The organism is Phycicoccus sp. Root101 (assembly GCF_001426245.1).
GTDB lineage: Bacteria > Actinomycetota > Actinomycetes > Actinomycetales > Dermatophilaceae > Pedococcus.
On sequence record NZ_LMCM01000005.1, the window covers coordinates 1 to 21,122 of the forward strand.

Below are 21,122 nucleotides of genomic sequence, written 5' to 3' on the forward strand. Positions count from 1 at the left end.
GAAGTACTCGCCGCAGTACCCGTGCTTGAAGTACTCGCCGCAGTACCCGTGCTTCACGCAGGCCCTCGTGGACTGGCGTCCGCGGATCGACGAGGCGTTCCGGGACTCGCAGTTCCACATCACGGTGGAGGTCGCGCCGCAGCGTCCGGGGTACACCCCAGGGGAGGAGCCGCGCTGGGGCGAGCACCGGCCGGCGAGCTGTGGGCTCCTGCCGCACCCGAGGACGTCCCAGGCCCGTCCCGTGCCGGGGAAGAAGTTCGACGACGGCACCGACAACGTGGGTGGTTACCCCTCCAACCCGTCGTTCTCCGCCCTGCCGTCGATGTTCGCCGGTCCGTCGGGGGCGGCGGTGGCCGATCCCGACGCAGGGCTGGCCGGCACCACCCAGGAGCAGGCCGTCGTGGGTGCCCTGCTGGACCCGGGGCGCGCGCCGTCCGCCATCACGACGTTGCTCGCAGGACCCATGCTGCGCGGGACGACCGTCTCGCAGTCACCCGGCCGCTGACCGGCTCGAACGGCTGCTGACCGGCTCACCCGGCCGACGGCACCAGGGCCGCCAGGCCGCCCCACACGCTCGAGACGACGATGTCCGTGGCGTCCTCGACCCCGACGTCGGGCCGGGTGGTCCGCCACACGGCCAGCCGCTCGCACGCACCGATGACCACCTCGGCATACCCCTCGAGCAGGGTCTCGGGGACGCCCGCGAGGGAGGGGGCGGCCCGGAAGGCCGCCACGGTCGCCGCGGACTGCTGCTCGCGGATGGACTCGATGAGCGGGCTCGCCTGGGAGGCGACGGCGCCCTCCTGCTGGATGAGCACGAACGCGGTCGCGTGGCCGTCGATGAAGGTGAAGAACGCGTGGATGCCGGCGCGGAAGACCTCCTCGAGCGAGGCCGTCGGGCCGACGGACTCCCACGCGGACTCGGTCGCCTCGCGCAGCTGGGTGCGGGCCCGGGTGATGCACGCCGACAGCAGCCCCTCCTTGGACCCGAAGTACTCGTAGATCAGGGGTTTGGTGACCCCGACCCGCTCGGCGATGTCCTCCATGGTCGTCGCGGAGTAGCCGTTCTCGGCGAACACGAGCTCGGCGACCGTGAGGATCTGCTCCTCGCGCTGGGCGCGCGGCATCCGGACCCGGGTGGGCCGTGCGGAGGTCCCGGTGCGAGAGGCGGGGGCTCGACGGGAGGAGGTGGACGTGGGCACGCCCCGAAGCCTACCGCTACCGCCGGTAACTTACTGATGGTAAGTTGCCTTCATGGCCACTCCCCACCACCGGGTCGTCATCGTCGGCACCGGATTCTCAGGGCTCGGTATGGCGGTCCGGCTCGCCCAGCGCGGCGAGGACTTCGCCGTCCTCGAGCGGGCGGACGACGTGGGCGGCACCTGGCGCGACAACCGCTACCCGGGCTGTGCCTGCGACGTGCCGTCCCGCCTGTACAGCTTCTCCTTCGACCAGAAGCCGGACTGGAGCCGCGACTACGCGACGGCCGACGAGATCTGGGGCTACCTGCGCGGGGTCGCCGACCGGTACGGCCTGCGCGACCGGATCACCTTCGGCGCCGACCTCGTGGCGGCCGAGTACGACACAGAGCGGGAGCACTGGGCGCTGACCGCGGCGGACGGGCGACGCTGGACCGCGGACGCCCTCGTCCTCGGGGTCGGTGCCCTGCACGAGCCTGCCCGTCCCGACATCCCCGGCCTGGACGACTTCGCCGGTGCGGTCATGCACACGGCGCAGTGGCCCGAGCGCGACGACCTGGACGGCCGACGCGTCGCGGTCGTCGGCACCGGTGCCAGCTCCGTGCAGCTCGTGCCCGAGCTCGCGCCACGGGCAGGGCACACCACGGTGTTCCAGCGCACCCCGGCGTGGACCCTCCCCAAGCGCGACCTGCCGTGGAGCGCCCGGCGCAAGACGGCCTTCCGTCGGCACCCGGGTCTGCAGCGGGCGGTGCGCTGGCTCACGTACTGGCGGATGGAGGCGCAGGCGCCGTTGTTCGTGCGGTTCCCCGTCATCGCCCGGGTGGCCGAGCGCATCGCGCGACGGGAGCTCGCGAAGTCGGTGCGCGACCCGCAGGTCCGGGCCGCCCTCACCCCCGACTACACGTTGGGCTGCAAGCGGATCCTGCTCTCCAGCACCTACTGGCCGGCCTTCGACCGCGACGACGTCACCCTCGTGACCGACCCCATCGAGCGGATCGAGCCGCAGGCGGTCGTCACCGCGGGCGGAGCCCGGCACGAGGTGGACGCGATCGTCCTCGGCACCGGGTTCTCGCTCACCGGCAGCTACGACCGCATGGGCATCCGTGGGCTCGGGGGTCGCACCCTCGACGAGGCGTGGTCGCAGGGCGCGCACAGCCACCTCGGCATCACCGTCGCCGGGTTCCCCGAGCTCTACCTCCTGCTCGGGCCCAACACCGGGCTCGGCCACAGCTCGGTCGTCATGATGACCGAGTTCGCGAGCCGCTACATCCTGCAGGGACTCGACCGTGCCCATCGCGGTGCGCGCGTGACGACCGAGGCCGCGCAGGACGCCTTCACCGAGGAGATGCGCCGCAGGTCGCGCCACACCGTCTGGGCGACCGGCTGCAAGAGCTGGTACCTCGACCGGTTCGGCCACAACACCGCGCTCTGGCCCGGCTCGACCATCGCCTACTGGTGGCGCACACGGACGATGGACGACTCCGTGTTCGAGCCGGTCAGAGCAGAAACCGCCCGACGTCCCACGAAGGAATCCCTTGATGCGTAAGCCGTTCCAGCCCAAGGTCAGCATCGTCACCGGAGGCGCCTCCGGCATCGGCAAGGCCATCGCCGCGGAGCTCGTCGGTCGGGGCAGCCACGTCGTGCTGGCCGACCTCGACCTCGCGGGAGCCGAGGCGACGGCCGCCGAGCTCGGTCCGTGGTGCTCCGCCGTCGCCCTGGACGTGGCCGACGCGGCCGCCGTCCGGCAGGTCGTGCAGGACGTCGTCGCCGAGCACGGCCGCCTCGACGTGATGGTCAACAACGCCGGCATCGGCCTGGGCGGCCTCCTCGAGGAGCTCGACCAGCGGCACTGGGACAAGGCCATCGACGTCAACCTGCGCGGCGTCATCAACGGCGTCACGGCGGCCTACGAGGTGATGCGCGTGCAGCGCAGCGGCCACATCCTCAACACCGCCTCACTGGCCGGCCTCATCCCGGCACCGTCGATGCTGCCGTACACGACGACCAAGCACGCCGTGGTCGGGCTCTCGACGGCCCTGCGTGCCGAGGCCGCGTCGCTGGGCATCCAGGTCAGCGTGCTCTGCCCCGGTTTCGTCGACACCCCGCTGCTCGACTCGATGTACGAGGCGCCGGCGAGCTTCGGCGGCAGCAGCGTCCGGTCGCGGGTCAGGATGCTGCAGCCGCGGTTCCTCACGGCCGAGCTCACGGCCAGGCGTGGCGTCGACGGGCTCGCGGCCAACAAGGCCGTCATCCCGGTCGGGGCCATGGCGCACGTGACGTGGCGCGGCCTGCGGTACGTCCCGGTCGTGACGCGGGCGGTCATCCAGCTGCAGGCCAGCGGCGCCCGGCGACTCGCGTCCCGGGGGCGCTGAGCCGCGGCATACTGGGCCCGCCCCCGTGGCCCAACTGGCAGAGGCAGGCGACTTAAAATCGCCACAGGTGCGGGTTCGACCCCCGTCGGGGGCACCAGTGCACCAACCCCGTGCGCCGCGTGGCCCCGAGGTCGCTCAGAGGTCGACGTCCACCCACAGCGCCGCGTGGTCCGATGCGGCGTCCTGCTCGCGGGTCAGGGTCGGGTACATCTCCCAGCGCCGTGAGGCGGTCCAGACGCCCTTACGGAAGATGCCACCGGCCGTGATCGACGTGAAGACGGCCGGCGAGCACAGGATGTAGTCGATCTTGTTGGCCGTCCGACCGGTCGTGTACGTGCCGGGGTAGCCGCCGTCGTCGAACGAGGGGTGCGCCGAGACGTCCCTGAGGTCCGACGGAGCGCTCGACGTGCCGACGAGCAGGGGTGCCAGGGGAGCCGAGCCCGGGAAGTCGTTGAGGTCGCCGAGGACGACCACGTGCTCGTGTCCCTCGGCCCGTCGCTGCCGGTAGATCTCCGCCACGCGCTCGGCCTGCCGACGTCGGCGGGTGTCCGACTCCGATGCCTTGCCGTACCCCTTGGACTTGAAGTGGTTGACCAGGACGAGGAGCCGCCCACCGCCGGGCAGGCTGACGGAGTACTCCGGGCAGTCCCGCCCGAAGATCGGGCCTGCGAGGTCGGCGTCGTCGACGTGGCTGACGATGCCTTCGATCGGGTGGTCCCCGCGCGTCATGATGCCGACGTCGATGCCCCGGTCGTCGTTGCCGTCGACGAGCATGACGTGGCCGTAGATGCGGTCGCTGACGGGGCGCAGCAGGTCGACGTTGAAGCGTTGCAGGGCGATGCGGCTCTCCGCCTCGACCACGCCCAGCACGTCCGCGGCCAGGTCGTGCACCACCAGCGCGGTGTGGTGGGTCGCGAGCTCGGTGACGGCTTGGGTCCGCAGCTCCAGCCAGCCGACCCAGTCGCGGCGTCCCTCGGCGACCACCGTGAGTCCGCCGGCGCGAGGCCGGCTGAGCAGCCGTCCGCGGTTCTGCCGGAGCGTGACGTAGGTCCCCGAGTCGGACTTCTCGAGGCCGAGGTCGACGAGCAGCAGGGCGATGAGCGCCTTGTCGTCCGCGGTGTACGTCGGCCGCTGCAGCAGCCGGGTCAGGCGCGCGTACTTCTCCAGCAGGGTGCGGTGCGTCGACCAGTCGTCGCCGCCCAGGAGCCTGGCTCGATCGAAGAGGTTCTCCACGTTGAAGCTCGCGATCCGCACACCTCCAGCGTCCTCCGCGCCGGCCGCGCGGCGCCATACCCGGCAGGTGAAATCTCCGGCGCACCCACAGGTGGCGTTGCACGGGAACTCTGGGGTGGGTCCCACGCGTAGTCTGGGGTGAGCGGCCGACCGCAGGGCCGCACGACGCCCCTCAAGGAGCAACGCATGGCCAGCAACCCGGTGTTCGACCGGATCGAGAAGGAATCCCGTCAGGGCTACGCAGGCTTCGGCCGCGCGCCCCAGCAGCCGAGCGCCCCCGCGGGCGCGGGCCCGATGACGCCCCAGCAGCTGCAGGACCTCTACAACCAGCCGGCCGCCGGCCCGGCGCAGATGCGCCGCCTCACCATCGACGACGTCGTCATGAAGACGACGGGCCTGTTCGCCATCGTCGTGGTCGTGGCTGCGATCGCCTGGCAGCTCACGCCCTCGATCGGGATGCCGCTGCTGCTCGGTGGCATCGTCGCCACCCTGGTGCTCGGCCTGGTCATCGCGTTCAGGAAGACCGTGAGCGTCCCGCTCATCGTCGCGTATGCCGTGTTCGAGGGCCTGCTCGTCGGCTCCATCAGCTACGTCTACGCCACGGCCTTCGACGCGCCCGGCACCCCGGTGTTCCGCGGGATCGTCGCCCAGGCGGTGCTGGCGACGCTGTCCGTGTTCGCGGGCATGCTCATCGCCTACAAGACCGGCATCATCAAGGTCACCGAGAAGTTCCGCCGCATCGTCACCATGGCGGTCATCGGCTACGCGATCTTCGCGCTGATCAACCTCGTCTACGCCCTCGTCACCAACACCGCGTTCGGCATCGGCGGCTCCGGCCCGCTCGGCATCGGCATCTCGCTGTTCGCCATCGGCCTCGCCTCCGCCATGCTGGCCGTCGACTTCGACTCGATCGACCGCGCCATCGCGGCCGGTGCGCCGGAGAAGTACTCGTGGCTGCTCGCGCACGGGCTCATCGTGACGCTCGTGTGGCTGTACCTCGAGATCCTGCGGCTGCTCGGTCGCCTTCGCAACAACTAGCATTCGGCTGTGCCCCCGAGATCACCTGTCCCGCAGGAGGTCTCGACACAACTCCAGCGCGTGGTCCGACGGTGGCATCAGCTGCCGTTGGACCACGCGCTTCGTTGTGTCCCGACGGTGCGGGCCCTGCTCGACGACCTCGCGGGTGACGACGCCCCGCTGCTGCCAGACCTCGGACCCGGCGCCCTGATGGACCAGCTGACAGTCCTCGTCCACGATGCCTGCGCAGCAGGAGACCCCGGAGCCGACGACCTGTCGTCGCGGCTCCGGGGCCTCCTGGCGGACCTCAGCTGAGGCGCTCGTAGATGATGGCCATGCCCTGGCCGCCACCGACGCACATCGTCTCGAGGCCGAACTGGCCGTCACGCGCGGACAACCCGTTGAGCAGGGTCGTCGTGATGCGGGCGCCCGTGGACCCGAACGGGTGGCCGAGGGCGATGGCCCCACCGTGGACGTTGAGCTTGTCGAAGTCCATGCCCAGCTCGTCCGCCGAGGGCAGCACCTGCGCGGCGAACGCCTCGTTGATCTCGTAGAGGTCCATGTCCCCGATGGTCATGCCGGCCCGGGCCAGCGCCTGGCGCGAGGCCTCGACGGGGCCGAGGCCCATGATCTCGGGCGAGAGGCCGGAGACGCCGGTCGACACGACGCGGGCGAGGGGGGTGAGCCCCAGCTCGGCGGCCCTGGTGTCGCTCATGACGACGACCGCCGCGGCGCCGTCGTTGAGGGGGCAGCAGTTGCCGGCCGTGATGGTGCCCTGCTCGCGGAACACGGGGTTGAGTCCCTGCAGCGCCTCGAGGGTGACGCCGGAGCGGGGACCGTCGTCCTTGCTGACGACGGTGCCGTCGGGCAGCGTGACCGGGGCGATCTCGCGCTCGAAGAACCCGTCGGCGATGGCCTTCTCCGCACGGTTCTGCGACGAGACGCCCCACTCGTCCTGGCGCTCCCGGCTGATGCCCTTGAGGGTCGCGACGTTCTCGGCGGTCTGGCCCATGGACAGGTAGACGTCGGGGACGAGGCCCTGCTCGCGGGGGTCGGTCCAGGTCCCGTTCGACTTCGCGATGGCTTCGCTGCGCTCCTGCGCGGGCTTGAACGCGGGGTTCTGGTCGTCGCCCGCCGAGCCGCCCGCACCGGCCCAGTTGGTGTACTGCGAGACGCACTCGACGCCACCGGAGAGGAAGATGTCGCCCTCGCCGGCCTTGATCGCGTGGTAGGCCATGCGGGTCGTCTGCACCGAGGAGGCGCAGAACCGGTTGATCGTCGAGCCCGGCAGGCCGTCGAACCCGGCGAGCACGGAGATGACGCGCGCCATGTTGGAGCCGTGGCGGCCGGACGGCTCGGCGCAGCCCCAGTAGAGGTCCTCGACCAGGGTCGGGTCGAGCTCGGGGATCTTGGCCAGCGCGGCACGGATGACCTGCACCGACAGGTCGTCGGGGCGGATCTCCTTGAGCGAGCCCTTGAACGCCCGGCCGATCGGCGTGCGGGCGGTGGAGACGATGACGGCTTCGGTCACGGGGGTTCCTCCTCGTCGAGGGCGACCGCCGGGTGAGCGGTCGCTTAGTCAGCCTCGATGGTATGCCGTGCGGCCTCGTCCGGGCGCGGGTCACCCGGTGTGGCCTTGCTCTCGCCGGGCGCGTCAGGGGAGGGCGCGTCGCCCGACGGCGGCACGTCGCCGGTCCCGGTCGGGGTGCCGTCGGGGGAGGGGCTGTCGTCCTGGCGGTCGGGGACGGGGTCGTGCGGGCGTCGCAGCAGCTTGGCCCAGCGACCACGCGGGCCCCGGGCCTGGCCGGCGATCTGGGTGGCGCTCACCTCCGTGCCGGGGTCGCGCACGGCATACGTGGCCGCGACGGCGACGGGGCCGACGCCCTCGCCGCGCCGGGAGTCGGGCAGCCGGTCGTCGTCGCCCTCCCCGGACCACACGCCGAGCGCGGCGTACACGCTGGGCAGGAGGGCGGCCGCGGCGCGGGCGTACCCGGCCGGGGACGGGTGGAAGCGGTCGGCGCTGAACATCTCCTTGGGGCGCTCGTAGAACTCCGGCCCCAGCAGGTCGCCGAGGGACACGGTCCGCCCGCCGGCCTCGACCACCGCGACGGTCTGGGCGGCGGCGAGGTCGCGCGACCAGCGGCGGCCGATGAGGCGCAGCGGCTGGGGGATCGGCTCGATGGTGCCGAGGTCCGGGCAGGTGCCGACGACGACCTCGGTGCCGAGTGTGCGCAGCGAGCGCACCACCGTCTCGAGGTGGCGCACCGCGATGGCCTTGTCGATCCGGTGGGTGACGTCGTTGGCGCCGATCATGATGACGGCGACGTGGGGTCGGGGGACCCGGTCGAGCGCGTTGGCGAGCTGCAGCTCCAGCCCCGACGACTCGGAGCCGACGACGGCGGTGTTGGTGAGGCGGACCGGGCGGCCGGTGAGGGCCGAGACGCCGTTGGCGATGATCGCCCCCACGGTCTGGTGGGGGGTGTCGGCGCCCATCCCCGCCGCGGAGGAGTCGCCGAGCACGATGAGCTCGACCGGCTCGCCGAACCCCGCGCCATACGTGCCGTTGTCGTCGGGTGCGCCGTCGAAGGGCTGGCCGACGAGCCGTCGGGCGATCCGGGCCTCGACCTTGAGGACGCCGTAGCCGAGCGCGCCGAGGGCGCCGATCCCTGCCGCGAGCCCGCCACCGCCGTATGCCGCGGTGGCGGCGATCCTGCGTGCCCTGCGTGCCCGACCCATCACTGCCCTCCTCGCTCCGTCGACCTCACCGACTGTCCCTCACCAACGTCGTGCCTGACCTCAGGGTGCCCCACGAGGCGTGGTCCGGCCTCCCTCAACCGTCTGAGAGGATGAGGCGGTGAAGTACGCAGAGCACATCGCCGACCTCGTCGGGAACACGCCCCTGGTCAAGCTCAACTCGGTCACCGAGGGCATCTCGGCCACCATTCTCGCGAAGGTCGAGTACCTCAACCCCGGCGGGTCCGTGAAGGACCGCATCGCGCTGAAGATGATCGAGGCCGCGGAGGCGTCCGGCGAGCTCAAGCCCGGCGGCACCATCGTCGAGCCGACCTCGGGCAACACCGGTGTCGGGCTGGCCCTCGTCGCGCAGCGCAAGGGCTACAAGTGCGTGTTCGTGTGCCCCGACAAGGTGAGCCAGGACAAGCGCGACGTGCTCAAGGCGTATGGCGCCGAGGTCGTGGTGTGCCCGACGGCCGTGGCCCCCGACCACCCCGACTCCTACTACGAGACCTCCGACCGCCTCGTCCGCGAGATCGAGGGTGCGTGGAAGCCGAACCAGTACGCCAACCAGAACGGCCCCGCCTCGCACTACGAGTCGACCGGGCCCGAGATCTGGAACGACACCGACGGCCGCATCACGCACTTCGTGGCCGGCGTGGGCACGGGCGGCACCATCACCGGCACCGGCCGCTACCTGCGTGAGGCCTCGGCCGACCGCGATGGCGGGCGCGTGCGGGTCATCGGCGCCGACCCGGAGGGTTCGGTCTACTCCGGCGGCACCGGCCGCCCCTACCTGGTCGAGGGTGTCGGCGAGGACTTCTGGCCGACCGCGTACGACCCGTCGGTGGTCGACGACGTGATCGCCGTGAGCGACGCTGACTCGTTCGAGATGACCCGCCGCCTCGCCAAGGAGGAGGGCCTGCTCGTCGGTGGCTCCTGCGGCATGGCGGTCGTCGCGGCCTTGCGTGCGGCCAAGGACCTCCCGGCCGATGCGGTCATGGTGGTGCTGCTGCCCGACAGCGGTCGTGGCTACATGTCGAAGATCTTCAACGACGACTGGATGAACTCCTACGGGTTCATGCGCAGCGCGGGGCAGGCCACCGTCGGCGAGGTGCTGCACCAGAAGGCCGGCGACCTGCCCGCCCTCGTGCACACCCACCCGACCGAGACCGTCCGCGACGCCATCGAGATCCTGCACGAGTACTCGGTGTCGCAGATGCCCGTGGTCGGTGCCGAGCCCCCCGTCATGGCGGGGGAGGTCGCTGGTTCGGTGAGCGAGCGCGCCCTGCTCGAGGCGCTGTTCAACGGTTCGGCCCACCTGACCGACCCGGTCGAGAAGCACATGGAGCCCTCGCTGCCGCTCGTCGGTGCGGGCGAGCCGGTGTCGGTCGCCCGGCACGAGCTCGAGAAGTCGGACGCGATCATGGTGGTCGAGGACGGCAAGCCGGTCGGGGTGCTGACCCGCGCCGACCTGCTCATCTCCCTCGTCGGCTGACCGTCCCGCCCCAGGGCCTCGGACCTCAGCGCAGGCGGCGCGCCATGTCGGCGCGCGGCGGTGGCGCGAGCTCGGGGTGCAGGATCCCGGCCAGCGCCTCGACGCCGTCGACGAGGCGTGGCCCGGGGCGGGCGAAGCTCGCGTTCGCATCCACCGCCCAGACGGGTGCGTCGCTCGGCAGCTCGCCGGAGGCGATCGCGGCGTGGGCGAGCTCGATCGACCCCTCGAGGTCGTAGCCGCAGGGCGCGCAGACGACGACCTCGGGGGCGCTGGCACGCACGGCCTCCCACGTGACCCGCACGGACTTCTCCCCGGCGTCGCCGAGCGCGTTGGTGCCCCCGGCGACGGTCACCATCTCGGGCACCCAGTGCCCCGGGGCGAAGGCCGGGTCGGTCCACTCCAGGACCAGCGCGCGCGGCCGTGGCGCACCGGAGACGGACTCCTGCATGGTGGCCAGCCGCGCCCGGAGACCACGCACGAGCTCGGTTGCGGCATCGGGCCGGCCACTGGCCCGGCCCAGGGTGAGCACCGAGGCGAGCACCTCGTCGAGGCTGTGCGGGTCGATGGTGAGGACCTCGGCACGGCAGCCGAGGTAGGCGAGGGCGTCGTCCACGACCGACACGTCCACGGCGCACACCGCGCACAGGTCCTGGGTGACGACGAGGTCGGCGTCGAGGGACGACAGGGCACCGGCGTCGAGGTGGTAGAGGTCCTCCCCGGCGGCCATCGCCCGGCTCACGAAGGCGTCGATCTCGTGTGGTGGCAACCCCTCCGGGATCGCGGTGGTCGACACGATGGTGCGCTCGCGCGCCTCGGCAGGGGTGTCGCACTCGAAGGTCACCCCGACCACCTGGGGTCCCGCGCCGACCGCGAACAGGATCTCGGTCGTCGACGGCAGGAGGGACACGATGCGCATGCTCAGACCCTACGGGCAGCGGTGCCGTCGGGCGTGCGTCGCCGCCACGGGCCGGGTTAGGGTCGAAACGTGGATCGGTGGGAGTCGCCGGTGGAGAAGGCGATCCGGGAGGCGCAGGAGCGCGGGGAGTTCGACAACCTGCCCGGCGCCGGGAAGCCGCTGCGCAGCCTCGGCAACCCGGAGGTGGAGGACCCTGACTGGTGGGTCAAGGGCCTGGTCGAGCGCGAGAACCTCGACCTGTCGGGGGCGATGTCGCCGTCGATGGCGCTGCGCAAGGAGGCCGCTGGGTTCCCGGAGTCGCTGCTGGACCTGCGCACCGAGGAGAGCGTGCGCGCCGTCCTCGCCGACTACAACCACCGTGTCCGCGAGGACCGCCTGCGTCCCGGTGTCGGGCCGCGGTCACCCGTCTGGGCACGGATCGTCGACGTGGACGAGCTCGTGGAGCGCTGGCGGGTCCTGCGCGAGGAACGTCGTCAGCAGGCGGTGCGTGCTGCCCAGGAGGCCGCGGCCGTCACAGCAGGCGATGCATCACGTGCAGGCCGACGCGGCCGTGGCTCCTGGATTCGAAGGCTGCTGGGACTGTCGTGAGGACCTCGAACCCGAGGTCCTTCCACAGGGCGACGGCAGCGGTGTTGCTCTCCACGACGGCGTTGAACTGCACTGCGGCGTAGCCCTGCTCTCCCGCCCAGCGCAGCATCTCCTCGCCGAGCGCCCGACCCACGCCGTGGCCCCTGGCAGCCGCGCCGACCATGAAGCTCGCCGTCGCCACGTGGGCCCCGCGCCCGGGGCGGTTCGGTCCCATCTTAGCGCTGCCGAGCACCGTGCCGGCGTCGTCGACGGCCACGACGGTACGGCCCGGTGGCCGCTCGAACCACAGTCCGCGGATCTCGTCGTCGGTGAGGCCCTCGGGGTAGGCGTAGGTCTCGCCGTCGTCGACCACCTGGCGGAAGATCGGGGCGAAGGCGGCGAGGTCGTCAGGTCGGGCGTCGCGGATCAGCACCGCAGCAGCCTAGGCCGATGCGGCCGCAGCGCTCCCCGGCATGTGTCGGCACTACGGCACTGATCGCGCAGCGCGATCAGTGCCGTAGTGGTGGCGGGGTGGAGCGCAGGGTGCCCTGGGCCCGGGGGCTCCGGGGCGCCTCAGCTGCCGGAGGAGTCGTTGACCCGCAGCACGCTCTCCTGCGAGGGCAGCTGGTCCTGCTTGACCAGGCCGACGGGGCAGGTCATCCCGTTGGGGCCGTGGTTGCAGTAGCCACCGGGGTTCTTGTCGAGGTACTGCTGGTGGTAGTCCTCGGCGTACCAGAACGGGCCGGCGTCCTGCGCCGACCGCAGCTCGGTCGTGATGGTCTTGTAGCCGTGGTCCGTGAGCACCTTCTGGAACGCGTCGCGCGTCGCCTCCGCGGCCCGCTGCTGGTCCGGGGTGGTCCAGTAGATGGCAGAGCGGTAGGCGGTGCCGATGTCGTTGCCCTGCCGGTTGCCCTGGGTCGGGTCGTGGTTCTCCCAGAACTCCTTGAGCAGCAGCTCGGGGGTGGTCTGCTCCGGGTCGTAGGCCACGAGGACCGCCTCGGTGTGGCCCGTCTGGCCGGTGCAGCTCTCTTCGTACGTGGGGTTGGGAGTGAACCCGCCCATGTAGCCGGCGGCCGTCGTCACGACGCCGGGCTGGCGCCAGAAGATGCGCTCGGCACCCCAGAAGCAGCCCAAGCCGATGTAGAACACCTCGGTGCCGTCCGGCCACGGGCCCTCGAGCGGGGTCTTGAGGACGGTATGGGTTCCGTCGAGGTGGAACGGGCGCGTGGAGCGGCCCGTGAGGGCGCTCTCCGCGGTGGGCAGCGTGGTCTTGGCTCGCGATCCGAATATCACGCTCGGTTCAACGCGGACCTGCACGCGGCTGTTCCATCCCGCTCGCACCGTGGTGGCGGACGGGGACAGGGAGGCGGCAGGCTGGGGGGATGACCTCCACCGACGTCCGGGTGCTGCGCGTCGACGCCGAGGACCCCGCCCAGGACGGTGTGTTCCGTGCCTGGGCCGATGTCTACGAGGACGCGAGCCGGGACGCCCTCGGTGAGGCCCACTCGAGCTGGGGCCTCGAGGAGCGGCGTGAGCTGCTGCGCAGCACCGAGCGTCGGCGGCTCGCGTGGGCTGCCGTCGTCGGGAACACCGTCGTCGGTGCCGCCACGCTGGCCATGCCGCTGCACGACAACCTCGACACCGCCGACGTCGACCTCGCCGTCTCACCGGGCCACCGTCGCGCCGGGATCGGTTCGCGGCTGCTCGCCGAGGCCGAGACCGAGGCCGTGCGGGCGGGGCGCTCGGTCATCACCGCCGAGACGCAGTGGGGCATGGGACGCGAGGACGACGGGGGAGCCTTCGCCGCGAGCCGCGGGTATGCCGCCGCGCAGACGGTGCGGCGCAACACCCTGCCCCTGCCCGCTGACCGTGACCGGTTGCAGGCCGTCCTCGCCGGGGACGGGGCGGACGGGTACCGGATGCGGACCTGCTGGGACGGCATACCGCAGGAGTGGCTGGAGGGGCGTGCGGAGCTGAGCCGGCGGATGAGCACCGACGTCCCCCTCGGTGACCTGCGGCTCGAGGAAGAGGTGTGGGACGCCGACCGCGTGCGGTCGACGTACGCGCAGATCGCCGCGATGGGACGCCGGGTGGTGGACACCTTCGCCGTGCACCGTTCCACCGGTGAGCTGGTCGGCTACACCCAGGTGCAGGTCGACCGGAACGGTCTGGCCTACCAGCAGGACACCCTCGTCGTCCGTGGGCACCGCGGCCACGGTCTCGGCCTGCGCCTCAAGGCGGCCTGCACGCTCGCCGTGATGGACGAGCTCCCCGGCGTGAGGGGGATCCGCACCTGGAACGCCGACGACAACCTCCCGATGCTCGCGGTGAACCGCGAGGTCGGGTACGTGCAGGACGCCTGGCTGAGGGAGTGGCAGAAGGTGCTGTGAGGCCGACGCAGGACACGGGGGAGACTGGACGCATGAGCGCCGAGACCCCCTCCGCCCCGGCCGTGGTGACGGCGATCCACCTCGCCCCGGGCACCCGCCTGCCGACCAAGCCCGTCCAGCAGGTCGAGGCCGAGGCGGGCAGGGGGCTGGTCGGCGACCGCTACCACGGCACGCGCCACCGGCACGTCACCGTGCAGGCGCAGCCCGACCTCGATGCGGCCGCTGCCGACCTCGGGGCGCCGGTGCCGGCGGGCTCGACGCGGCGGAACGTCACCATCTCCGTCGGCCCGGTCCCCACGAGGCCGGGCACCCGGGTGCGGGTCGGTGACACCCTCCTGGAGGTGGTGCGCCTCGCCGCGCCGTGCCGCCTCATGGACGACCACATCGGCCCCGGCGCGATGCGGGCGCTGCACGCCCGGGGAGGGGCGGTCTTCCGCATCCTCGAGTCGGGCACCATCCGGTTGGGGGACGCGGTGGAGGTCCTCGACACCGACGGCTGAGCGCGGCGACCGAGCCGTTAGCCTTGCCGCCATGAGCGAGCAGCAGCACGGCAAGGACGCGGGCGGTTTCTCCACCCGCGCGATCCACGCGGGCCAGGAGCCGGACGCCGGCACCGGTGCGGTGATCACCCCCATCTACCAGGTGTCGACCTACAAGCAGGACGGCATCGGCGGCTTCCGCGGCGGCTACGAGTACAGCCGCTCGGCGAACCCCACCCGCACCGCGCTCGAGGAGTGCTTCGCCGCCCTCGAGGGTGGCGAGCGCGGCTTCGCGTTCGCCTCGGGGCTGGCCGGTCAGGACACCGTCCTGCGTGCCCTGCTCACCCCCGGGGACCACGTCGTCGTCCCCAGCGACGCGTACGGCGGCACGTACCGCCTGTTCAACAAGGTCCTCGTCCCGTGGGGCGTCGAGCACACGATCGCGCCCATGGGTGACGTCGAGGCGGTCCGGGCCGCGATCCGACCCGGGCAGACGAAGATCGTCTGGGTCGAGACCCCCACGAACCCGCTGCTCGGCATCGCCGACATCGCCGCGCTCGCGGACGTCGCGCACGAGGCCGGGGCGCTGCTGGTCGTCGACAACACCTTCGCCTCGCCCTACCTCCAGCAGCCGCTGTCACTGGGTGCCGACATCGTCACGCACTCGACCACCAAGTACTGCGGCGGGCACTCCGACGTCGTCGGTGGTGCGGTCGTCGTCGGCCGCGGGATCACCGTCCCCGGGTACGAGGACGCTGTGGATCGCGTTGCGTTCCACCAGAATTCGCTGGGTGCGGTGGCCGGCCCGTTCGACGCGTGGCTCGTGCTCCGCGGTCTGAAGACGTTGGCCCTGCGCATGGAGCGCCACAGCGACAACGCCGAGCGCGTCGTCGAGTTCCTGCTCGGCCACCCCGCCGTGAGCGCCGTGCACTACCCCGGTCTCGAGAGCCACCCGGGCCACGAGGTCGCGGCCCGCCAGATGAAGCGGTTCGGCGGGATGATCTCGTTCCAGGTGCGCGGTGGCGAGGACGTCGCGGTCAAGGTCTGCGGCGAGACGCAGGTCTGGACGTTGGGCGAGTCCCTCGGAGGCGTCGAGTCCCTCATCGAGCACCCGGCCCGGATGACCCACAGCTCGGTGCGCGGCACCGAGCTCGAGGTGCCGGCCGACCTCATCCGCCTGTCCACCGGTATCGAGGACGTCGAGGACCTCATCGAGGACCTCAAGCAGGCCCTCGACCGCCTCGGCTGAGCGACCGGCGACCGTGGCGCGGCTCCTCTGCGTCGACTTCGGCTCGACGTTCACCAAGGCCGCGCTCGTCGACTCCTCCGGCGAGGTCGTCGCCACCGCTGCCACGCCGACGACCATCGGCACCGACGTCCTCGACGGCTACCGCCTGCTGCGTCACGAGCTCGCCGTCCACGGCGAGGTCGACGAGGTCCTCGCCTGCTCGAGCGCCGGGGGAGGCCTGCGCCTCGCGGTCGTGGGGTACGAGCGTGAGGTGACCGCGCAGGCTGGGTATCGGGTCGGACTCAGCGCGGGGGCGCGGGTGGCGCACCTCGCCGCCGGGCCCCTGTCCGGCCCCGACCTCGCCGAGCTGCGGGCGTCGCGTCCCGACCTGGTACTGCTCGTCGGGGGCACCGACGGTGGCAACGCAGAGGTGTTGGTGCACAACGCCTCTCGTATGGCGCGTGCCCGCCTGGGAGCGCCCGTGGTCGTGGCGGGCAACCGGGACGCGCAAGGTGAGGTCGCCGAGGTCCTGTCGTCGACCGGACGCCGCTTCACCCTCGCCGACAACGTGCTCCCCTCCATCGGCGTCATCGCCCCCGAGTCGGCGCGTGCCGCCATTCGGGCGGCCTTCCTCGAGCACGTGATCGGGGGCAAGGGCCTGTCGCGCGGACCGGAGTTCGCCCAGATGGTGCAGGCGCCCACTCCCGACGCCGTCCTCGACGGGGTGGAGGTGCTCGCGGAACAGCTCGACGGCGACGTGATGGTCGTCGACGTCGGTGGCGCCACGACGGACGTCTACTCCGCGTTGCGCCCGCAGGGCGAGGACGCGGGACTGGCCAAGGACGTCGTGGCACCCCTGTGGCAGTCGCGCACGGTCGAGGCCGACCTCGGCATGCGCTGGAACGCCGTGGGCATCGTCGAGGCGGCCACGCGTGAGCACCTCCCGCTCAGCGACGGCCTCGAGGCGTATGCCGCGATGGTCGCGGCCGACCCGTCGCACCTTCCGGTCGACGACACCGAGCGTGCGCTCGACCTGGCCCTGGCCCGGGCGGCCGCAGTGGTCGCCGTGCGTCGGCACGCGCGGCCCTCGGGCCCGGGCGCCAGCCCACGGCCGCTGGCCGACGTGGGCGTCGTCGTCGGGTCGGGCGGTGTCCTGCGCCATGCCGACGACGAGGGTCGGGCCGAGGTCCTGGGGGCCGTCACGGCCGACCACGCCGGGGGCTGGAAGGTGCCGCGGGAGGCCGCGGTGGTGACGGACGCGGCATACCTGTTGTTCGCCGTGGGGCTGCTGCGCGGTGACCACCCGGAGGCCGCGAAGGCGCTCGCGCGCACCGTCGTCACGCCGACCTGACCGACCTGCCACGGGCCTCGTCCCGCGTGGAGAGCGGATCGGGGCGACCGGCGCAGGGGGAGCCGATCGCCCCGATCCTGTCGGGGGACGTCACACCACGTCGAAGAGCTCGGTGTGGACGCGACGTGAGGCGACGCCGAGGTCGTCGAGGATGCGGACCGTCGCGGCCACCATGGGCGCCGGCCCGCAGATGAAGAAGTCGACCCTGCCTGGCACGCGCTGCTGCGGGATGGCCGCGTGCAGCACCGCCTCGGTGAGCCACCCGACCTCGCCGCGCCAGTCCTGCGGTGGCTCCTCGAGGATCTCGACGACGTGCAGGTCCAGCCGCGCGTCGAGGTGCTCGTGGTCGGCCCGGTGCAGCAGGTCGTCCGCCGTCCGCCCGGCCACGATGAGCACGGCCCTGCGCCGGTCGCCGCGATCGGCGAGCGTCCGGAGCATGCTGAGCATCGGGGTGACCCCGACCCCGCCGGCGATGAAGACGAAGGCCGAGGAGCGCAGGCCGTCGAGGGTGAAGGAGCCGTGGGGTCCGTCGAGGTAGACGCGACGGCCGGGACGCAGGCCGGCGAGGATCTCGGTGAAGTCGCCGAGCGGCTTGATCGCGAACTCCTTGCGCCACGGCTCGGTGGCCGCGGAGGCGATGGTGAAGGGGTGCTCCTCGAACACGAACGGGGAGGCGCCGATCTTGAGCCAGGCGAACTGGCCCGGCCGGAAGGGCACCCCCGTGTGGCCCGACGCGTGCAGGACGACCGAGGTCGCCCCGGGTCCGTCGACGACCTGGTCCACGACGTAGGCGTTCCGCCTGGCCCGCATCGGTCGCCAGACCCACCGGTAGACGATGACGGCGAGCATCAGCGTGCCCAGCCCCTCGAACCAGATCCGCCCGAGGTCGTGGCGGGTGAGATCCTGCAGCCACACGACGTGCAGGGTCGTGGCGAGCACGACCGTGTTGGCGAGCAGGACGTGCACGAGGCGCCACCCCTCGTAGCGCGGGCTGCGCGAGCGGCGGCTGATCGCCAGCCCCACCATGGCGAGCAGCGCGATCGTGGCCACGCTCGCCGCCCACACCCGGGGCGGGGCGGTGCGGAGGTCGAACACGCCCAGGCCCTCGTCGGAGTGCGCGAGGACGAACACCACGTGCGCGGCGACGAGGGCGACGGCGACCAACGCCAGGGCCCGGTGCTGCCGCAGCAGCCGCTCCACACCCAGGTGCGAGGTGAGCGCGCGCAGCCGCGAGGGCAGGACGAACGCCGCAGCCAGCAGGGAGGTCGCGGCCAGCGCGGTCGCGAGCGACAGCACCCGCCAGGACCCCTGCTCCTCCGCCCGCTGGACGGTCAGCAGGATCCACCACGGGACGGCCAGCGCAGCGGCGATGACGAGCAGCCAGAGCGTGGGGGCAAGCCGGCGTCGAGTGGCGCCACCCCTCCAGGTACCCGGACGTCGGCCACCCCGGATCGAGAAGGCCACGAGGGCTCCTTGGTCGTGGGGGGAGACGACGACTGGACTGTAGGACCGGCCGGCGCCGAGCGTCCTCAAGAGGACCCTAAGCAGACCTCAAGCCACCGCCCCCAGTCGCCGCACCGGACCGCGCCGCCGCGGCCGGGGAGACCCGGCCATGGCCGTCCGGGGACGGCCCCGGCGGGCGATAGCCTGCGCCCATGGCATCACCGTTGCTGTCCGTCACCCTCGACGACGTCCGCGCTGCGCAGGACCTGCTCAGCGGAGTTGTCCGCCCCACGCCCCTCGAGTACAGCCGGGCGCTGTCCGAGCGGGTCGGCTCCGAGGTCTTCCTCAAGTGCGAGAACCTCCAACGTGCCGGGTCCTTCAAGATCCGGGGTGCCTACACCCGGATGGCGCGGCTCAGCGACGAGGAGAAGGCCCGCGGTGTCGTGGCCGCCAGCGCCGGGAACCACGCCCAGGGCGTGGCCCTGGCCGGCCAGCTGCTCGGCATCGACGTCAAGGTCTACATGCCGCACGGCGCCCCCATGCCGAAGCTCATCGCGACGCGCGCCTACGGGGCGACCATCGAGCAGGTGGGGACGACCATCGACGAGTGCCTCCTCAAGGCCCGTGAGTGGGAGGCCGAGACCGGTGCGGTCCTCATCCACCCGTTCGACCACCACGACATCGTCGCAGGGCAGGGCACGGCGGGGCTGGAGATCCTCGACCAGTGCCCCGACGTGAAGACGATCGTCGTCAGCACCGGGGGCGGGGGCCTGCTCGCCGGGATCTCGGTGGCGGTGAAGGCAGCCCGCCCCGACGTGCGGATCATCGGGGTCCAGGCGGAGCAGGCCGCGGCCTACCCGTTGTCGTTGGCCGCGGGGAAGCCGGTGGCGTTCGAGAACATGCAGACGATGGCCGACGGCATCGCCGTCGGCATGCCCGGGGACGTGCCCTACGCGCTGGTGCGCGAGCTCGTCGACGGCATGGAGACGGTGACCGAGGAGGAGCTGTCGCGGGCCCTGCTGTTCGTGCTCGAGCGCGCCAAGCTCGTCGTCGAGCCCGCCGGAGCGGCTGCGGTCGCCCACCTGCTGTCGCGTGCGGGCCAGCACGTCGACGGCCCGGTGGTGGCGGTCCTGTCAGGCGGCAACATCGACCCGATCCTGCTGCTGCGGATCATCCGGCACGGCATGGCCGCGGCCGGCCGCTACCTCCAGTTCCGGGTGCGGGTCTCCGACCGGCCCGGTCACCTCGCGAGGCTGCTCGCCGACTGCGCCGCGGTCGACGCGAACGTCCTCGAGGTCGAGCACATCCGGACCGGCACTACGATCACGGTCGACGAGGTCGAGATCGGCTTGCAGCTCGAGACCCGCGGCCAGCAGCACTGCGAAGAGGTGCTGCGCACGTTGCGGGGCAAGGGCTACCAGCTGAAGTTCGGCTGACGCGGGGGCCGGGGACCCGGCCGACCCGGACGACGAAGGGCCGCACCCACCGGGTGCGGCCCTTCGCTGTGTGCAGCTGGGGATCAGGGCACGTGGGGCTTGGCGGCCTTGATGGTGACCTCGATCTTCTTGCCGTTGGGCGCCTGGTAGGTCGCCTTCTCGCCGATCTGCTTGCCGTTGATGGCGGCGCCGAGCGGCGACTTCTCGCTGTAGACCTCGAGGTCGGTGCCCTCGGCGATCTCGCGCGAGCCGAGCAGGAAGGTGATGTCGTCGCCGAACATCTCCACGGTCACGACCATGCCGGGCTCGACGACGCCGTCGTCGGCGGGCTTGGTGCCCACGGTCGCGTTGTCGAGCAGCTGGGTCAGCTGGCGGATGCGGGCCTCCATCTTGCCCTGCTCCTCCTTCGCCGCGTGGTAGCCGCCGTTCTCCTTGAGGTCGCCCTCGTCGCGGGCCGCCTCAATCTTCTTGGCGATCTCCGTACGGCCTTCGCCGGAGAGCTGGTCCAGCTCGGCCTTCAGACGGTCGAAGGCCTCCTGGGTCAGGTAGCTCGCGGTGGGGGTCGCGGTCTCGCTCACGGTGTACTCCTTGATCGGGTCCCCGACGTGACGCGGTCGCGTCGTCAGGGAGGGGTGATACGCAGAAAGGTCCGGGCCGCACACGTTCACGTGGTCAGGCCCAGACCGCTTCGGTGAAAGGACAAGGGTACCCCGCGCGCGGCAAGCCGGTCCATTCACGACGGCGGTCGCAGGCCCGTCGTGGACACCGTGAGACGGCGATCCCGCAGGTCAGCGGCCCTGGCCCGCGGGGTCGCAGCGGTCGACGACCCCGGTGACGGCCATCGAGGCGGTGCGGACGACGGCCACACGGTGGACCGAGCGCTCCGACGACGCGGGGACGTCGACGTCGAGGACCCCGACCACGCCGAACGTCGTGTCGAGAGCCTTGAGGCGGCAGGTGACGGCCTGGCCGTCCGGACGGTGCACGTCGAACTCCACCCGCACGCTGCGGTTGTCGAGCACCTTGTAGCCCGTGTCCGTGTAGGTCACCTGGCCCAGGCTGCTCGCCAAGCCCCACCACGTGGCGAGGGCGACCCCGATGGTGCAGCCGACGATGCCGACCACCCACCAGCGTCCGGTGCCGGGGGCTGGGCGGGGGAGCGGCATGGTGGGCCTTCCACGGGTGAGAGGATGTCCGACGGACGCGGAGTCGACCGACCCGCGGTCCCATTGTCTTCGATGGACGAGTGAGGTTGTGCAG

21 protein-coding genes, 1 tRNA gene and 1 pseudogene are annotated in these 21,122 nt (G+C 72.1%); 13 read left to right on the forward strand and 10 right to left on the reverse strand.

Features of this window, described 5'->3' with window-relative positions:
- Positions 1-505: pseudogene (locus ASC58_RS21250) on the forward strand (mammalian cell entry protein); the annotation flags it as partial.
- A gap of 25 nt (positions 506-530) precedes the next feature.
- On the opposite strand, the gene ASC58_RS04800 reads toward ASC58_RS21250, so the two are convergent.
- The gene (locus ASC58_RS04800; protein WP_235529107.1) at positions 531-1,202 is read right to left on the reverse strand and encodes a TetR/AcrR family transcriptional regulator; all 672 of its coding nucleotides are present in this window, start codon (positions 1,200-1,202) and stop codon (positions 531-533) included.
- A gap of 52 nt (positions 1,203-1,254) precedes the next feature.
- Here ASC58_RS04800 and ASC58_RS04805 point away from each other — a divergent pair, with 52 nt between their 5' ends.
- The 3 genes from ASC58_RS04805 (at position 1,255) to ASC58_RS04815 (ending at position 3,668) form a co-directional block, all read left to right on the forward strand.
- A complete protein-coding gene (locus ASC58_RS04805; protein ID WP_056916591.1) occupies positions 1,255-2,745 on the forward strand; it encodes an NAD(P)/FAD-dependent oxidoreductase in 1,491 nt (496 codons plus the stop codon).
- Positions 2,738-3,571: an SDR family oxidoreductase gene (locus ASC58_RS04810; RefSeq protein WP_056916592.1), complete on the forward strand. Its 834-nt coding sequence runs from the start codon at positions 2,738-2,740 to the stop codon at positions 3,569-3,571. The genes ASC58_RS04805 and ASC58_RS04810 overlap by 8 nt, the downstream gene beginning before the upstream one ends.
- 19 nt (positions 3,572-3,590) lie before the next feature.
- Positions 3,591-3,668 (forward strand) — tRNA-Leu (locus tag ASC58_RS04815).
- 38 nt (positions 3,669-3,706) lie between these two features.
- On the opposite strand, the gene ASC58_RS04820 is transcribed toward ASC58_RS04815, so the two are convergent.
- On the reverse strand, positions 3,707-4,825 hold the full coding sequence (locus tag ASC58_RS04820; protein ID WP_056918550.1) for an endonuclease/exonuclease/phosphatase family protein: 1,119 nt from the start codon (positions 4,823-4,825) through the stop codon (positions 3,707-3,709).
- Positions 4,826-4,990: 165 nt separating this feature from the next.
- On the opposite strand from ASC58_RS04820, the gene ASC58_RS04825 reads away from it, so the two are divergent.
- Both ASC58_RS04825 and ASC58_RS21540 read left to right on the forward strand, forming a co-directional pair.
- Positions 4,991-5,842 (forward strand): Bax inhibitor-1/YccA family protein, encoded by an 852-nt coding sequence (locus ASC58_RS04825; protein ID WP_056918551.1) that lies wholly within the window; start codon positions 4,991-4,993, stop codon positions 5,840-5,842.
- A 117-nt stretch (positions 5,843-5,959) separates the two neighbouring features.
- Entirely contained in the window at positions 5,960-6,136 is a 177-nt protein-coding gene (locus tag ASC58_RS21540) for a hypothetical protein (protein WP_235529108.1), read from the forward strand.
- Here ASC58_RS21540 and ASC58_RS04830 read toward each other — a convergent pair.
- Together ASC58_RS04830 and ASC58_RS04835 are read right to left on the reverse strand one after the other, a co-directional pair.
- Positions 6,129-7,352 carry an acetyl-CoA C-acetyltransferase gene (locus ASC58_RS04830; protein ID WP_056918552.1) on the reverse strand — a complete coding sequence of 408 codons (1,224 nt, stop codon included), beginning with the start codon at positions 7,350-7,352 and terminating at the stop codon, positions 6,129-6,131. The genes ASC58_RS21540 and ASC58_RS04830 overlap by 8 nt on opposite strands.
- A 44-nt stretch (positions 7,353-7,396) precedes the next feature.
- On the reverse strand, positions 7,397-8,557 hold the full coding sequence (locus ASC58_RS04835) for an SGNH/GDSL hydrolase family protein (protein ID WP_082552972.1): 1,161 nt from the start codon (positions 8,555-8,557) through the stop codon (positions 7,397-7,399).
- 118 nt (positions 8,558-8,675) lie between these two features.
- Here ASC58_RS04835 and ASC58_RS04840 point away from each other — a divergent pair, with 118 nt between their 5' ends.
- Positions 8,676-10,052: a cystathionine beta-synthase gene (locus ASC58_RS04840; RefSeq protein WP_056916596.1), complete on the forward strand. Its 1,377-nt coding sequence runs from the start codon at positions 8,676-8,678 to the stop codon at positions 10,050-10,052.
- A 25-nt stretch (positions 10,053-10,077) separates the two neighbouring features.
- Here the strand turns inward: ASC58_RS04840 and ASC58_RS04845 are convergent, their stop codons facing one another.
- On the reverse strand, positions 10,078-10,968 hold the full coding sequence (locus ASC58_RS04845) for a cobalamin-binding protein (RefSeq protein ID WP_056918553.1): 891 nt from the start codon (positions 10,966-10,968) through the stop codon (positions 10,078-10,080).
- A 69-nt stretch (positions 10,969-11,037) separates the two neighbouring features.
- Between ASC58_RS04845 and ASC58_RS04850 the strand changes: the two genes are divergently transcribed.
- Complete coding sequence (locus ASC58_RS04850; RefSeq protein ID WP_056916598.1) at positions 11,038-11,556, forward strand: DUF1992 domain-containing protein; 519 nt, start codon at positions 11,038-11,040, stop codon at positions 11,554-11,556.
- On the opposite strand, the gene ASC58_RS04855 is transcribed toward ASC58_RS04850, so the two are convergent.
- Both ASC58_RS04855 and msrA read right to left on the reverse strand, forming a co-directional pair.
- On the reverse strand, positions 11,480-11,968 hold the full coding sequence (locus ASC58_RS04855) for a GNAT family N-acetyltransferase (RefSeq protein ID WP_056916599.1): 489 nt from the start codon (positions 11,966-11,968) through the stop codon (positions 11,480-11,482). The genes ASC58_RS04850 and ASC58_RS04855 overlap by 77 nt on opposite strands.
- 140 nt (positions 11,969-12,108) lie before the next feature.
- The gene (gene msrA, locus ASC58_RS04860; RefSeq protein WP_369796213.1) at positions 12,109-12,825 is read right to left on the reverse strand and encodes a peptide-methionine (S)-S-oxide reductase MsrA; all 717 of its coding nucleotides are present in this window, start codon (positions 12,823-12,825) and stop codon (positions 12,109-12,111) included.
- Positions 12,826-12,917: 92 nt separating this feature from the next.
- Here msrA and ASC58_RS04865 point away from each other — a divergent pair, with 92 nt between their 5' ends.
- Genes ASC58_RS04865 through ASC58_RS04880 form a run of 4 tightly spaced genes read left to right on the forward strand, consistent with a single transcriptional unit; the run spans position 12,918 to position 16,983 of the window.
- A complete protein-coding gene (locus tag ASC58_RS04865; RefSeq protein WP_056918555.1) occupies positions 12,918-13,925 on the forward strand; it encodes a GNAT family N-acetyltransferase in 1,008 nt (335 codons plus the stop codon).
- A gap of 32 nt (positions 13,926-13,957) precedes the next feature.
- Positions 13,958-14,425, forward strand: coding sequence for an MOSC domain-containing protein (locus ASC58_RS04870; protein WP_056918556.1), 468 nt, complete (start codon positions 13,958-13,960; stop codon positions 14,423-14,425).
- Between the two features lie 31 nt (positions 14,426-14,456).
- Positions 14,457-15,653 carry a cystathionine gamma-synthase gene (locus tag ASC58_RS04875; protein ID WP_056918557.1) on the forward strand — a complete coding sequence of 399 codons (1,197 nt, stop codon included), beginning with the start codon at positions 14,457-14,459 and terminating at the stop codon, positions 15,651-15,653.
- Positions 15,654-15,666: 13 nt separating this feature from the next.
- Positions 15,667-16,983: a glutamate mutase L gene (locus ASC58_RS04880; protein ID WP_056918558.1), complete on the forward strand. Its 1,317-nt coding sequence runs from the start codon at positions 15,667-15,669 to the stop codon at positions 16,981-16,983.
- 90 nt (positions 16,984-17,073) lie between these two features.
- Here ASC58_RS04880 and ASC58_RS04885 read toward each other — a convergent pair whose 3' ends face one another.
- Complete coding sequence (locus ASC58_RS04885) at positions 17,074-18,447, reverse strand: ferric reductase-like transmembrane domain-containing protein (protein ID WP_056916605.1); 1,374 nt, start codon at positions 18,445-18,447, stop codon at positions 17,074-17,076.
- Between the two features lie 191 nt (positions 18,448-18,638).
- Here ASC58_RS04885 and ilvA point away from each other — a divergent pair, with 191 nt between their 5' ends.
- Positions 18,639-19,862 carry a threonine ammonia-lyase gene (ilvA, locus tag ASC58_RS04890; protein ID WP_056916606.1) on the forward strand — a complete coding sequence of 408 codons (1,224 nt, stop codon included), beginning with the start codon at positions 18,639-18,641 and terminating at the stop codon, positions 19,860-19,862.
- Between the two features lie 83 nt (positions 19,863-19,945).
- Here the strand turns inward: ilvA and greA are convergent, their stop codons facing one another.
- Positions 19,946-20,440: a transcription elongation factor GreA gene (gene greA / locus ASC58_RS04895; RefSeq protein WP_056916607.1), complete on the reverse strand. Its 495-nt coding sequence runs from the start codon at positions 20,438-20,440 to the stop codon at positions 19,946-19,948.
- 210 nt (positions 20,441-20,650) lie between these two features.
- The gene (locus ASC58_RS04900) at positions 20,651-21,028 is read right to left on the reverse strand and encodes a DUF4307 domain-containing protein (RefSeq protein ID WP_056918559.1); all 378 of its coding nucleotides are present in this window, start codon (positions 21,026-21,028) and stop codon (positions 20,651-20,653) included.
- Positions 21,029-21,122 lie beyond the last annotated feature (94 nt).